This is a genomic window from Frigoribacterium sp. ACAM 257, from assembly GCF_007954365.1.
In the GTDB taxonomy this organism is placed as follows: domain Bacteria; phylum Actinomycetota; class Actinomycetes; order Actinomycetales; family Microbacteriaceae; genus Frigoribacterium.
On sequence record NZ_VOLO01000003.1, the window covers coordinates 253,599 to 267,412 of the forward strand.

7 protein-coding genes and 1 pseudogene are annotated in these 13,814 nt (G+C 74.1%); 5 read left to right on the plus strand and 3 right to left on the minus strand.

Annotated elements, in window-relative coordinates:
- Positions 1 to 81: 81 nt before the first annotated feature.
- Together ES689_RS11040 and ES689_RS11045 are read left to right on the plus strand one after the other, a co-directional pair.
- Entirely contained in the window at positions 82 to 3,270 is a 3,189-nt protein-coding gene (locus ES689_RS11040) for an ATP-dependent DNA helicase (RefSeq protein WP_146904248.1), read from the plus strand.
- On the plus strand, positions 3,267 to 6,593 hold the full coding sequence (locus ES689_RS11045) for an ATP-dependent DNA helicase (RefSeq protein WP_223269543.1): 3,327 nt from the start codon (positions 3,267 to 3,269) through the stop codon (positions 6,591 to 6,593). Before ES689_RS11040 ends, ES689_RS11045 begins: the two co-directional genes overlap by 4 nt.
- Before the next feature lie 9 nt (positions 6,594 to 6,602).
- On the opposite strand, the gene ES689_RS11050 is transcribed toward ES689_RS11045, so the two are convergent.
- Positions 6,603 to 7,598 (minus strand): phosphotransferase, encoded by a 996-nt coding sequence (locus ES689_RS11050; protein ID WP_146904254.1) that lies wholly within the window; start codon positions 7,596 to 7,598, stop codon positions 6,603 to 6,605.
- A 74-nt stretch (positions 7,599 to 7,672) separates the two neighbouring features.
- On the opposite strand from ES689_RS11050, the gene nudC reads away from it, so the two are divergent.
- On the plus strand, positions 7,673 to 8,605 hold the full coding sequence (nudC, locus tag ES689_RS11055) for an NAD(+) diphosphatase (RefSeq protein ID WP_146904257.1): 933 nt from the start codon (positions 7,673 to 7,675) through the stop codon (positions 8,603 to 8,605).
- Positions 8,602 to 10,314, plus strand: a complete 1,713-nt coding sequence (locus ES689_RS11060; RefSeq protein ID WP_146904260.1) for an ATP-dependent helicase — start codon at positions 8,602 to 8,604, stop codon at positions 10,312 to 10,314. Before nudC ends, ES689_RS11060 begins: the two co-directional genes overlap by 4 nt.
- A 4-nt stretch (positions 10,315 to 10,318) precedes the next feature.
- Here ES689_RS11060 and ES689_RS16135 read toward each other — a convergent pair.
- Together ES689_RS16135 and ES689_RS11070 are read right to left on the minus strand one after the other, a co-directional pair.
- Positions 10,319 to 11,152: pseudogene (locus ES689_RS16135) on the minus strand (hypothetical protein); the annotation flags it as partial.
- Between the two features lie 25 nt (positions 11,153 to 11,177).
- Entirely contained in the window at positions 11,178 to 12,554 is a 1,377-nt protein-coding gene (locus ES689_RS11070; RefSeq protein ID WP_146904267.1) for a zinc-dependent metalloprotease, read from the minus strand.
- 99 nt (positions 12,555 to 12,653) lie between these two features.
- Here ES689_RS11070 and ES689_RS11075 point away from each other — a divergent pair, with 99 nt between their 5' ends.
- A complete protein-coding gene (locus ES689_RS11075; protein WP_223269544.1) occupies positions 12,654 to 13,763 on the plus strand; it encodes a PDZ domain-containing protein in 1,110 nt (369 codons plus the stop codon).
- Positions 13,764 to 13,814: the final 51 nt, after the last annotated feature.

The following is a 13,814-nucleotide window of genomic DNA, read 5'->3' on the forward strand; positions in this document are numbered from 1 at the left end:
GTTCACCGAGAGCGCAAGGGCCCGCGCCGGACGGCTCCGCGCCCCCGCTCGGTGTCGGCGGCAGCCGCTACCGTCGAGCACATGGTGACGACCTCCTTCCGCCCCGTCGCGGGCACCGCCACGCGGTCAGCGGTCGAGCTCGACGAGTCGCAGCGGGCGGTGCTCGACCTGCCGGACGGCGTCTCCGCCTCCGTGATCGGGGCGCCGGGCACGGGCAAGACGACGGCGCTGGTCGAGTTCGTGGCCGACAGGCTCGAGACGCGCGGCTGGGCGCCCGGCTCGGTGACGGCGCTGACGTCGTCGCGCTCGACCGCCACGCGCCTCCGCGACGTCCTGGCCGCGCGGCTCGACGTGCCCACCCCCGGCCCGCTCGCGCGCACCGTCTCGTCGCTGGCCTTCGACGTGGTCGGCCACGCCGCGCGCCTGGCCGGGGCCGAGCCGCCGGCCCTCCTGACCGGCGGCGACCACGACTCGATCGTCCGGTCGCTCCTCGAGGGGCACGAGGCGGACGGTGCCGGCCCTCGGTGGCCCGACGTCCTCGGCCCTCGCGTCCGAGCGCTCAAGGGGTTCCGCACCGAGCTGCGCGAGGTGATGATGCGGGCCACCGAGCAGGGGCTGTCGACCGACGACCTCCGACGGCTGTCCGCGGTGCGTGACCGTCCCGAGTGGTCCGCCGTCGCCGATCTCGTCGACGAGCACCACGCCGTCGTCGACGCCATGCCGGGTCGCCGGCTCGACTCGGCTGAGCTCGCCGACTGGGCGGTGGCGGCTCTCGACCGCGGCGAGACGGCACCGGTCGTCGACGGCCTGCGCACGGTGCTCGTCGACGACGCCCAGGAGGCCACGCAGTCCACCGTCGCCCTGCTGCGCGCACTGGCGAGGCGAGGGGTCGCCGTCGTCGCCCTCGGCGACCCCGACCTGGCCACGAGCGCGTTCCGCGGCGGCAGCCCCGACGTGCTCGGCAGGTTCGGCCAGCGGCTCGACCTGCCCGACGCACGGACGCTGTGGCTGTCGACCGCGCACCGGCACGACCCGCCGCTCCGCGACCTGGTGCAGCGCGTCACCGCGCGCATCGGCACGGCCGGCGCCGGGCGCCAGCACGCGGCCGGGCCCGGTCGGCCCGGGGCCGGAGTGCCGAGCGCTGCGGGCACGCCTGGCCCTCGTCCGGACGCGCAGTCCGGCGACGGCGTCCCCCCGGTGCTCTCCGTGCAGGCCGACAGCCCGGCCCACGAGCTCTCGACCGTCGCCCGCGTGCTGCGCGAGCACCATCTCGTCTCGGGCGTCCCGTGGTCGAGCATGATGGTCGTCGTGCGCAGCGGCGGCCAGGTGCCCGGCGTCGCCCGGGGCCTCCAGCTCGCCGACGTGCCCACGCGCACCTCGATCGCGGGCCGGGCGGTGCGCGACGAGCACGGGGCGCGTCACCTCCTCCTGGCAGCCTCGGTCGCCGTCGGGCGCGACGATCTCACGGCCGACCTGGCGGGCGAGCTCCTGCTGGGCCCGCTCGCGGGCTTCGACACGTTGTCGCTGCGCCGTCTGCGGCTCGCGCTGCGGGCGGACGAGCTCGCCGGCGGGGGCACGCGCTCAGCCGACGCGCTGCTCGTCGAGGCGCTCGCCGGGCCGGGACGCTTCGCCACGATCGACTCGAGGCCAGCGGCCAGGGCGGGCCGGTTCGCCGCCAGCCTGGACGCGGCCCGGCGCGAGGCGGCGGCCGGTGCGAGCATCGAGGAGGTCCTCTGGGGGCTGTGGGACCGCAGCGGCCTCGCCCGAGAGTGGAGCACCCGCGCTGCGGGCCGGGGAATCGTGGCCGCCGAGGCCGACCGGCACCTCGACGGCGTCGTGGCTCTCTTCACGACGGCGAAGCGCTTCGTCGAGCGCACCCCCGAGGCGCCGGCGGTCGGGTTCCTCGACGCCCTGCTCGGCGCCGAGGTCCCGGAGGACACCCTCTCGCCGCAGGCATCCGCCGAGTCGGTCCTCGTCTGCACCCCGTCCGCCGCCGTGGGCCTCGAGGTCGACGTCGTGGTCGCAGCCCGCCTCCAGGACGGCGTGTGGCCGAACCTGCGGGTGCGCGGCGCGCTGCTCGGCCCTGACGACCTCGTCGAGGCGGCGCAGGCGGGCGAGGGCGCCGACGAAGGGCCGACACCGATCGACGCACGGTCCGCCGTGCTCAGCGACGAGCTGCGCATGTTCGCGCTCACGGTCTCTCGTGCGCGTCGTCAGGTCGTGCTCTCGTGCACGTCCGACGACGACGAGGGGCCGTCGCTCTTCTTCCGGCTGCTGCCGGGCGACGCGCCGTCCCCGCCCGGGGGCCACCCGCTCTCTCTCCGCGGGCTCGTGGGGCACCTGCGGCACGTCGTGGTCGAGTCGACCCACCAGGGCCGCGTGGAGTCCGCGACGGCGGGCCTCGCCCGCCTCGCCGCGGCCGGCGTCGCCGGCGCCCACCCGGGCGAGTGGTACGGCCTCGCCGAGCCGAGCACGTCGGCGCCGCTGGTCGACCTCGCCGAGCCCGAGGCCCACGTCGCGGTCTCGCCGTCCCAGCTGGGCTCGTTCGAGGAGTGCCCCCTGCACTGGTTCGTCGACCGGTTCGGCGGCTCCGCGCCCAACGCCTCGATGGGCCTCGGCACGGTCCTGCACTCCGTCATGGAGCACGCGGTCGACACCGACGTCGATTCGCTGTGGGAGGCGGTGGAGGAGCGCTGGGACGAGCTCGCCTTCGAGTCCCCGTGGATCGCCGACGCCGAGAAGAGGCGAGCCCGGCAGATGACCGAGAGCCTCGCGTCCTACCTGCGCGACTTCGCGCAGTCGGGCGGCGAGCTGATCGGCGCGGAGTCGACGTTCACCCTCGACACCGGTCCCGCTCGCCTCCGCGGCTCGATCGACCGGGTCGAGCGCACCCGCGACGGCGCCGCCGTCATCGTCGACCTCAAGACCGGGCGGGCCGCCCCGACCTCGTCGGCGGCCATCGCGGCTCACCCGCAGCTCGGCAGCTACCAGCTCGCGTTGGCCGACGGCGCGATCGAGGCCGTGCCAGAGGGCACGCCGCCGGGCGGGGCGAAGCTCGTCGTGGTGTCGTCCGGCGTGCGGGGCAAGCTGTACCGAGAGCCGGCCCAGGCTGCCTTCGACGCCGAGATGCTGCAGGCGTTCCGTGACCGCGTCGAGACGGCGGCCGAGGGCATGGCCGGGCGTGTGTTCGTGGCGCGCCTCGACGAGCACTGCGAGGGCCGGTCGGGCGGCTCCTGCCGCATCCACGTCGTGGGCGAGGTCAGCTCGTGAGCCTGTCGGCCGTCGACGTCGCGCGTCGCCTCGGCCTCCCTGAGCCCACGCTCGAGCAGCAGGCCGTCATCGAGGCGCCGCTCGTGCCCGCACTCGTGGTCGCGGGCGCAGGCAGCGGGAAGACCGAGACCATGGCCAACCGGGTCGTGTGGCTGCTCGCCAACGGCCACGTCGAGGTGTCGCAGGTGCTCGGCCTGACCTTCACCCGCAAGGCGGCCGGCGAGCTGGGCGAGCGCATCGAGAGGCGCATCCGGCAACTCGGCGAGGCGGGGCTGCTGGGCGACGACCCCGACCCGTTCGACGTCCCGACAGTGTCGACCTACAACGCGTTCGCCAACGGGGTCTTCCGAGACGACGCGCTCCGGGTCGGCCGTGAGCCCGAGTCGCAGGTCCTCGGCGAGGCCTCGGCATGGCAGCTGGCCCGCTCGCTGGTCGTGGCGAGCCGCGACGACCGTCTCGCCGGGCTGGGACGCAGCGTCGACTCCCTGACGGAGGCGGTGCTCCGGCTCAGCCACGCCCTCAGCGAGAACGTGGCCGGCGGTGACGACGTGCTCCGCCTCAGCGACCGCTTCCTCGACCTCGCCGGCCTTCCCTCGGCCAAGGGGTCGGCCTACAAGTCGGTCACCGACGCGGTGGCCGCGGTGTCGGCGCTCCCGCCGCTCGTCGCGCTCGCCGAGCAGTTCGCCGACGAGAAGGCACGCCGGGGCCTCGTCGAGTACTCCGACCAGGTGGCGCTCGCCCTCGACGTGTGCGAGACCGCCCCCGACGTCGTCGACGCGATGCGAGCGCGATTCCGCGTCGTGCTCCTCGACGAGTACCAGGACACGAGCGTCGTGCAGACGCGTCTGCTGTCGCGTCTGTTCGCCACCACCGGGGTGATGGCGGTCGGCGATCCGCACCAGTCCATCTACGGGTTCCGAGGTGCCTCCGCGGCGAACCTCGGCAGGTTCCCCCTCGACTTCGGGGCCGACCCCGACGCCGTCTACAGCCTCTCCACGAGCTGGCGCAACTCGCGGGGCGTCCTCGACGCGGCCAACGTCGTGGTGGCCGAGCTGGCGGCGGCGTCCGAGGTGCCGGTGGGCACGCTGCGGGCTCGGCCCACCGCCCCCGACGGCCGGGTGGAGACCCTCTTCGAGCAGACCCTGCCCGACGAGGCCGACCAGGTCGCGGCCTGGTTCGCCCGCGAGCTGGCCGAGCCGATCGTGGCCGACGGCGTTCCCTCCCCGCGCACGGCGGCGCTGCTCTTCCGGTCGAAGAAGACCATGCCCGCCTTCGTCGAGGCGCTCGCCGCCCGGGGAGTGCCCTACCGCGTGCTCGGCGTCGGCGGGCTGCTGCAGCGGCCCGAGGTCGTCGACCTGGTGTCCTGCCTCCGGGTGCTCCACGACCCGTCGGCCGGGTCGGAGCTCATCCGGCTCATGACAGGGGCGCGCTGGCGGATCGGCCTGCACGACGTCGCCGCGCTCCGGTCCGTCGCCTCGTGGCTGTTCGCGCACGACCACGCACAGCAGGTCCTGGCCGACGAGGTCGCCCAGGGCTTCCGCGCGTCCGTCGCGGTGGGCGAGCACGGCTCGGTGGTCGACGCCCTCGACTTCGTCACCACGGCGCCCGACGGCCACGGACAACTGCGCGGGCTGAGCGACGAGGGCCTGGCCCGGATGCGGCGGCTGGGGTCGCAGCTGGCGTTCCTCCGCGGGCGCACGGGCCTCGACCTCGTCGACCTCGTGACGCTCGTGCAGCAGGAGATGCTGCTCGACGTCGAGGTCGCCGCGGCCACCGGCGAGGGTCACGGCGGCGCCTGGCTGCAGGCCTTCGAGGACGAGCTGTCGGGCTACGTGGCCGCCGACGAGAACGCCGCCCTGGGCGGTTTCCTCTCCTGGCTCGCCGCCGCCGAGCGGCGCGACGACATGGGGCCGAGATCGGACGACGGCGAGCCGGGCACCGTCCAGCTGCTGACGGTGCACGGCTCGAAGGGCCTCGAGTGGGACCTGGTCGCGGTGCCGCGCCTCGTGGACGGCGAGCTGCCCGGCACGTCGCGAGAGGGCGTCGGCTGGCTCGGGTTCGGCGAGCTGCCGTACGAGTTCCGGGGCGACGCCGCCGAGCTCCCCGACCTCGCCTGGCGGTCCGTCGACGACCAGAAGGAGTTCGACGAGCGCCTCGCGACCTTCAAGGACGACCTGCGTCGACGGCACCTCTCCGAGGAGAGGCGCCTCGCCTACGTCGCCTTCACCCGAGCCAAGGACGCCCTCCTGCTGAGCGGGTCGTTCTGGTCGTCGACGGTCAAGCCCCGGCTGCCGAGCAGGTACCTGGTCGAGCTGGTGGAGGCGGGCATCGTCCCTGCCGAGGCTGTGCCTGACGGGCCCGACGACGAGTCCGACCCGCTCGCCCAGTCGTCGCGGGAGCTCGTCTGGCCCGTCGACCCGCTGGGGCCGAGGCGCGCCCGGGTCGAGCGTGCCGCGGTGCGGGTCGAGCGGACCCTGAGGGCGCGGGAGAAAGCTGCGCCGGGCTCCGACCCCGGCTCCGACCCTGGCCCCGGCACCGACCCCGTCGAGGTGGACGATGCACAGGACGTGTCCGTCGGCGGCGCGGCCGCGCGCCGGCGCGCGGACGTGGGCCCCTGGGCCGACGACATCGACCTCTTGCTGCTCGAGCGGGAGGCCGTGCATCGGCACGCCGGCAGCATCGACCTGCCGCAGCGCATCCCGGCGTCGCGCTTCAAGGACTACGTCAGCGACCCCTCGGGCGTCGCGGCGGCCCTCCGTCGCCCGCTGCCCGAGCGTCCGTACCGGGCGACGCGCCTCGGCACCCTGTTCCACGAGTGGGTCGAGCAGCGCTACCGACCGACCGGCCGCGCCGAGCTGCTCGATGCCTGGGGCACCGAGCTCGACCTCGACGACGACGAGCAGCGCGGCGGGAACGGACTCGTCGACCCCGACGACGCGCGTCGGCTCGTCGAGCTCCAGGCCACCTTCGAGCGGTCTCCCTGGGCCCGGCTCGAGCCGGTCGACGTCGAGCTCGAGATCCACCTGCCGCTCGGCCGACGGACCGTGATCTGCAAGATCGACGCGGTCTTCGAACGCGAGGGCCGCCTGCAGGTGGTCGACTGGAAGACGGGACGCGCCCCCGCCGACGCCGCCGACCTCGAGCTGCGCCAGCTCCAGCTCGCGCTCTACCGAGAGGCGTACTCCGCGTTCCGCGGCGTCCCGGCGGACGACATCGACGCCGCCTTCTACTTCGTGGCCGACGACGTCGTGATCGAGCCCCGGCACATCGCGAGCCGAGCCGAGCTCGTGGCCCTCTGGGACGAGGTGGAGGCAGGCAGCTAGCGCCGGGCGTCAGCCGTGTCGGCGCTCGGTGGTCGAGAGGAGCTCCTCGACGCCGTCGAGGTCGAGCGCGGCCGTCGAGTCCGACGAGATCGACACCCCGTCCGGCGACTGCAGCCGGTCGACGAGGGCCGCCATCATGCCGACGGCGTCGTCGACGACGGCGGTGTTCTTCGTGGCGGTGCCGTGCAGCAGCCACTTCGCCGTGTCGAGCTCGCGGTAGAGCGTGGCGCGGCGGCGGAGCTGATGGTCGCTCGTGCCGCGAGCCTCGTTGTAGGCCGCGAAGGCGGCGTCGACGGCCTCGGGGCCGGCGCCGAGCAACCAGGCGAGGTCGCGGGCAGGGTCGCCGACCTGGAGGTCCTGCCAGCCCAGGACGCCCGTGAGGGCGCCGTCGACCACGAGGAACGACGCAGCCTCGAGCGAGCCGTTGACGACGGTGGGCTGGAACTGCCAGAGCACGTGGTCCTGGATCGCCGCCTCCCACCGTTCGAGCAGCGCTGCGGGCAGCAGCCGTGTCGAGGCGGCGCGGTCGACGAGCGAGGCCGTCGAGCGCATCGCCTCGAACGGCGTGTGGCTCGTCAGGCCGGCGTCGGTGACGAAGCTGGTCGGCAGGGCGTGGATGGCGGCCACGCCTCGGCCGAGGGCCGTGGGCAGGCCGGAGCCGCCGGTCACCTGGGCCGTGCGGAGGTGCGTGCCCGCGATGAAGTCGTAGACGATCCCGCGGGTCCGGCCGACGGGGGCCTGGCCGCGGTACGACGGGACGGCGAAGGGCAGGCGTCCGCGGACACCGGCGCTCAGGGCCCGGAGGGCGACGAGGTCGGCGGACTGCTGTGCCTCGGCACGCTGCGACCGGGGGACGCGCACGATCAGCTCGTCGCCGGCCCCCGTCGTGAGCAGCGCGGAGTCGACGTCGCCCGACGCGGAGCCGTGCGGGGAGGTCGTGCGCACGTCGAGCTCGGCGACGGCGGCCGTGGCCAACGCGGCTAGAGTGAGGTGAGATCTGGCCATGCCCTCAGGGTAGGCCGCAGTGTCCGGCGCTCCGCCGTTCGCCACGCTGTCAACTCGCGATGATTGGTCGTCCGATGTCCTCGCCGCTCACGTCCCGGCTGCCCCTCTCCCGACACCGGGTCGACCGCGACTACCTGACGAGGGAACGGCCCGATGCCATCCCCGAGCTGCTCGCCGAGGAGGGCACCCGGGTGCTCCCGGTGTGGGGGACCCGCCTGCTGATGGCCGGGGACGACCGCCTCGCGCTCCTGCCCCCGAGCGAGGTGCCCGAGGCCGGTGGGTACCTCTACCTGGGGCGCTCGCTCGACCCCGACGCGACCGAGCCGGTGGGCACGCCCCTGGTCGCCGCCCTGCTCGACGACGAGGCCTCCGCCCGCCTGTCGCAGGCCGACGACGACTGGGGCAGCGTCCGGATGTTCGGCACGCGCCTGAGCGACCGGGACGCCGGCCTGGCCGTCGAGGCCGTCGCCCTCGCGAACTGGCACGACTCGCACAGGTTCTCGCCCCGCACCGGGCGGCCGCTCGTCCGCGACAAGGCCGGGTGGGTCGGCCGTGACGCCGACGACGGCCACGAGGTGTTCCCGCGGACCGACCCGGCGATCATCGTGGGCGTCACGGACGCCGACGACCGCCTCCTGCTCGGCTCGAACGCGCTCTGGGAGTCCAACCGCTGGTCGCTGCTGGCCGGCTTCGTCGAGCCGGGCGAGTCGCTCGAGCACGCCGTGCAGCGCGAGATCTTCGAGGAGAGCGGCGTCAAGGTCGTCGACCCCCGGTACGTCGGTTCTCAGCCGTGGCCCTTCCCCGCCAGCCTCATGCTCGGCTTCACGGCGCGCGTCGACGTCGACGACCCGGGCACCCTCGAGCCCGACGGCGCCGAGATCCTCGATCTCCGCTGGTTCAGCCGCGACGAGCTCGCCGCCTCGCTCGGCGACGTCCTGCTGCCCGGCCGCACCTCCATCGCTCGGGCCATCATCGAGGACTGGTTCGGCGCCGAGCTCGACCAGTGAGCGACGCCGCGTCGCTCATCGCCGGTCTCGACGAGCAGCAGCGCGAGGCTGCGAGGCGCCTGCTCGGCCCGGTCTGCCTGCTGGCCGGGGCCGGCACGGGCAAGACCCGGGCGATCACCCACCGGATCGCCTACGGCGTCGCCACGGGCGTCTACGCTCCCGGGCGCGTGATGGCCCTGACGTTCACGTCACGTGCCGCTGCCGAGCTGCGGGGGCGCCTCCGTCAGCTCGGCGCGGGCGGCGTCTCCGCCCGCACCTTCCACGCCTCCGCCCTGTCCCAGCTCTCGTACTTCTGGCCCCAGACCATGGGCGGGCAGATGCCCCGGCTGATCGACAGCAAGGGCAAGTTGCTCGCCCACGCGGCCGAGCGGGTCGGGCTGAAGCTGGACACGGCGTCGCTGCGCGACACGGCAGGCGAGATCGAGTGGCGCAAGGTGTCCCGCCTGACGGTCGAGCAGTACGCGGTGAAGGCGCACTCGCGCACCCTGCCCCAGTCGCTGACCGTCGAGAAGGCCGTCGACCTGCACCGCGCCTACGAGGACGTCAAGGACGAGCGTCGGCAGCTCGACTTCGAGGACGTCCTCCTGGCCACCGTGGGGATGATGCAGCTCGAGCCCCGCGTCGCGCAGCAGGTGCGCGAGCAGTACCGGTTCTTCGTCGTCGACGAGTACCAGGACGTCTCGCCCCTGCAGCAAGAACTGCTCGAGCTCTGGCTCGGGGACCGCAACGACCTGTGCGTCGTCGGCGACGCGAGCCAGACGATCTACACGTTCGCCGGGGCCTCGGCCGACTACCTGCTGGGGTTCGGCTCGCGCTGGGACGACGCCACCGTGGTGCGGCTCGAGCAGAACTACCGGTCGTCGCGCCAGATCGTCGACACGGCCAACCAGCTGATGCGCGGCCGGCCCGGCGCGCTGCACCTGCACCCGGCGGTCGAGTCGGCGGGGCCCGTTCCGCCCGTGGTCCAGTACCCGACCGACATGGCCGAGGCCCGTGGAGTCGCCCAGACCATCGCCGACGAGATCGCCGGCGGCCTCGCCCCGGAGGACATCGCGGTGCTCTACCGAGTAAACGTGCAGGCTGCGGCGCTCGAGCGCGCCCTGGCCGACGTCGGCGTCTCGACCCGGATCCACGGGGCCACCCGGTTCTTCGACCTCCGGGAGGTCAAGGAGGCGGTGATGATGCTCAAGGGAGCCTCGGTCAGCATCATCGGCGAGCCCCTCTTCAAGACGGTGAGCGACGTGCTGCGCTCCCTCGGCTGGACGCAGGAGGCGCCGGAGCAGCGGGGCGCCCTCCGCGACCGCTGGGAGTCGCTGAACGCCCTGATGGGCCTCGCCGAGGCCTCGCCGGAGGGGACGACCCTGAAGCAGTTCGTCGAGGAGCTGCTGGCGAGGCAGGCCGGGCAGCACGAGCCGACGATGGCCGCGGTCACCCTCGCCACGCTGCACTCGGCCAAGGGCCTCGAGTGGCGGAGCGTCTACCTGGTCGGGCTCAGCGAGGGCCTCGTGCCGATCAGCTACGCGCAGGGCCTGGAGGCGATCGACGAGGAGCGGCGCCTGCTCTACGTCGGCATCACGCGGGCTCGGGAGCGACTCCGCCTCTCGTGGGCCCCGAGCGGGCAGGGCCGGGGCGGCGAGCGCCGACCGAGCCGGTTCCTGGAGGAGCTCCGCACCCGCAGTCGGGATGGGGCCGCACGACCGACGAGCTGACCTCGTAGGTGTCGAGGTCGATGCGGACCACCTCGCCGGGGCCGGCGCCGGGGCCGTCGTCGAGGCCGCGTTTCGTCATCGCGAGGACGCGGCGGACCGTCCGCAAAGCGGCCTCGCGGAGGACGAGCAGCGGCGGCGACGCGACCGGCAGGGCCACCAGCTGACCTGCGATGGCAGGCCACGCACGGTCGAGGTCGCCGTCGTGGAGGTGCAGGCACCGGGCACAGGCCGTGGCCCCGGGGACGACGACCGGTCCGACACGGACCGAGCGGTCGCCGACGCGCACGAGGACGTGCGGCACGTCGCGGCGCAGCCACTCGGCGACGACGACGGGATCGGGGACGAGGCCGCCGACGACGACCCCGACGTGCGGTCCGGCCCCGTCGCCCCGGCCCCGTGCTGCGGCGGCCGACTCGCCGTCCTCCCTCAGCACGCCGACGGAGCAGGACTCGAGGAGGCGACCCACCTCGTCGACGAGGGCGCCGCGCCCCGCGAGACGCGCCACAGGGCGACGCCCGGGCTCGGACGGCAGCTCGGAGTCGCCGAGCAGGACGGGTCCCAGCCGTCGCACCAGGTCTGCGGCCTCGGCCCTGTCGCACCCGACCTGCACGACCACCGCCGAGATGCCCCCGGCTCCCACGCCGGACGAGACCGCGGCGAGGAACTCGGCCTGCCCGGCCGTGACGTGGTCGACGACGGCGTGGACGTGCTCGACCCCGATCTGGAGGGACGACGGGTCACGCCAGACGACGGGAGCACGGGCGGGGAGACGGAGGGGCGAGAGGCGGGGCACCTGACGAGAGTGGACCACCTCCGGTGCTCCGGCGGAGTTGTCCACAAGCTCCGGGAGGCGGACCGCGTCGTCAGGGAGCGGGGGAGGAGCCGGGCTCGTCGGCGGAGCCGTCCTCAGCCTCGCGGGGCCGGTCGTCGCTCGTGTCGTTCAGGAGGTCCTCGATGGCCTGGTCGACGTCGTCGAAGGCCGGCTCGCCCGAGGTGAGCCGCGCGATCAGCGCCTGCGGATCGTCGACGTCCGCGCTCGAGGGCACGATGTCGGGGTGCGACCACAGGGCGTCGCGCTGCTCGGCCCCCACCGCCTCCGACACGGCCGACCACATCGCCGCCGCCTCACGGAGCCGACGGGGACGCAGCTCGAGCCCGACGAGCGTGGAGAAGGCGGACTCGGCCGGCCCGCCCGCCGCGCGGCGGCGCCGTACGGTCTCCGCGATCGCGGCGGAGCGGGGGAGGCGCGCGGTGGCCTGGGCCGTGACGACGTCGACCCAGCCCTCGATCAGGGCGAGGGTCGTCTCGAGTCGCCCGAGCGCGGCGAGCTGCTCGTCGGTCTTCGGCGGGATCAGGGCGCCGCTGGCGAGTGCGTCGCGCAGCTCGCCGGGGTCGGAGGGGTCGAAGTCGACCGCCAGCTCCTCGAGCCGTGCGGTGTCGATGCGTATGCCCTGGGCGAACTCCCGGATGGAGGAGATGAGGTGGAGCCGCAGCCACCGGGCGTGCCGGAAGAGCCTGGCGTGAGCCAGTTCGCGGACGGCGAGGTAGAGCTGCACCTGGTCGGTCTCGATGTCGAGGCCCTCGCCGAAGGCGGCGACGTTCTGGGGCACGAGCGCCGCCTGCTGGTCGTCGAGGAGGGGGATGCCGACGTCGCCGCCGGACACGACCTCGGTCGAGAGCTGGCCCACGACCTGGCCGAGCTGCATCGCGAACAGCGTGCCGCCGACGCTCCGCATCACCTGGCTGGCACCCGCGAGCAGCTGCTGCATCTCTTCGGGGGCCTGCTCGCGGAGCACGTTCGTGAGGGAGTCGGCGATGGACTCGGCGACCGGCTCGGCGAGCTGCGTCCACACCGGCATCGAGAGCCGTGCCCACTCGGATCGCGTGAGGAGGCGCGGAGCCACCGTCAGCTCCGAGACGAACGTGACGTCGTCGAGCCAGAGGGCTGCGACGTGGAACGCCTGCTCGAGGGCCCGCTGGTCGGCCGGGCTGGTCGCGACGGCTGACTGCGTGCCCACGGAGGCGGCCTGCTCGGTGGCGACCGACCAGTCGATCCCGTCGCCGCTGCGGGCCACGGCGGACTGCAGCTGGCTCATCAGCTGGGCGACGAAGGCCGGGTCGTTCGGCAGCCCCGCCGCGCCCGCGAGCTGGGAGGGATCGATCTCGGAGTCGCCGGACAGGAACTGGCGGAGCATGTCGCGGAACTCGTCCTCAGGCTCGCGCTGCGGATCATCGGTCATGGTGGCTACGCTAGCTCGTGGCCGCAGGAACAGCCTGGATCCCGGCCGATGCCCCAGGGTCCTTCGCTGCGCCCGTGGCGAACAGCGAGAGGAACACCCGTGGCCTTGTTCACGCCCCCGACCCGTGCCGCCTCGGGCGGCCGTCGCGCCGCCCGTCTCGGGTGGCCCCTCCTGGGCGTCGCGCTCGTCTCCGGCCTCGCGCTCACGTTCATCCCGTCGCCCTACCTGATCGAGCAGCCCGGCCCCGTCTTCGACACCCTCGGGTCGGCCGAGTACGAGGGCGAGGACGCCCCCCTGATCACCGTCGACGGGGCCGAGACCTACCCCACGGCAGGCTCCCTCGACCTGCTCACGGTGAGCGTCCAGGGCAACGAGTCGGTCCGCCCGAGCTGGATCGAGGTCGTCGGCTCGTGGTTCTCGCCGAGCCGGGCCGTCGTCCCCGTCGAGGCCATCTACCCCTCCGGCGTCTCGAACGAGCAGGTCGACGAGCAGAACGCCGTCGACATGCAGAACTCCCAGAAGTCCGCGATCGCTGCAGCCCTCGTGCACGAGGGGTACGAGGTCCCCAGCACGGTGACGGTCAGCCAGGTCTCGACCGGCGGGCCGTCCGAGGGCGTGCTCCAGGAGGGGGACGTGCTCGTCAGCGTCAACGGAGAGGACCTGACGACGAACGGCGACGTCGACGCGCTCCGCTCGATCGTGGCCGACAACGGGGCGACGTCCCCGGCGGAGGTGGTGGTCGAGAGATCGGGCGAGCGCGAGACCGAGCAGATCACCCCTCAGGAGGTGCAGGGCACCTCCCTGCTGGGGGTCGGGGTGAGCGTCGACTACACGTTCCCCTTCGACGTCACGCTCCGCCTCGACAAGGTGGGCGGCCCGAGCGCCGGCATGATGTTCGCCCTCGGCATCATCGACAAGACGACCCCCGGCGAGCTGAACGGCGGGCAGCGGGTCGCGGGCACGGGCACCATCACCGCCTCGGGGACGGTCGGCCCGATCGGCGGCATCCGGCAGAAGCTCTACGGTGCTCTGGATGCGGGCGCGACCGTGTTCCTCGCTCCGAGCTCGAACTGCGACGAGGTCGTCGGGCACGTGCCCGACGGGCTCGACGTCTACTCGGTGGCGACCCTCGACGACGCGGTCACGGCGCTCGAGACCGTGGCCGACGGAGGAGACACCGGGGCCCTGCCCACCTGCTCGGCGCAGTAGGACGAGGAGGCGCGTCCAGCTCCCTCATGGACGCGTCGAGGACGATGGGCG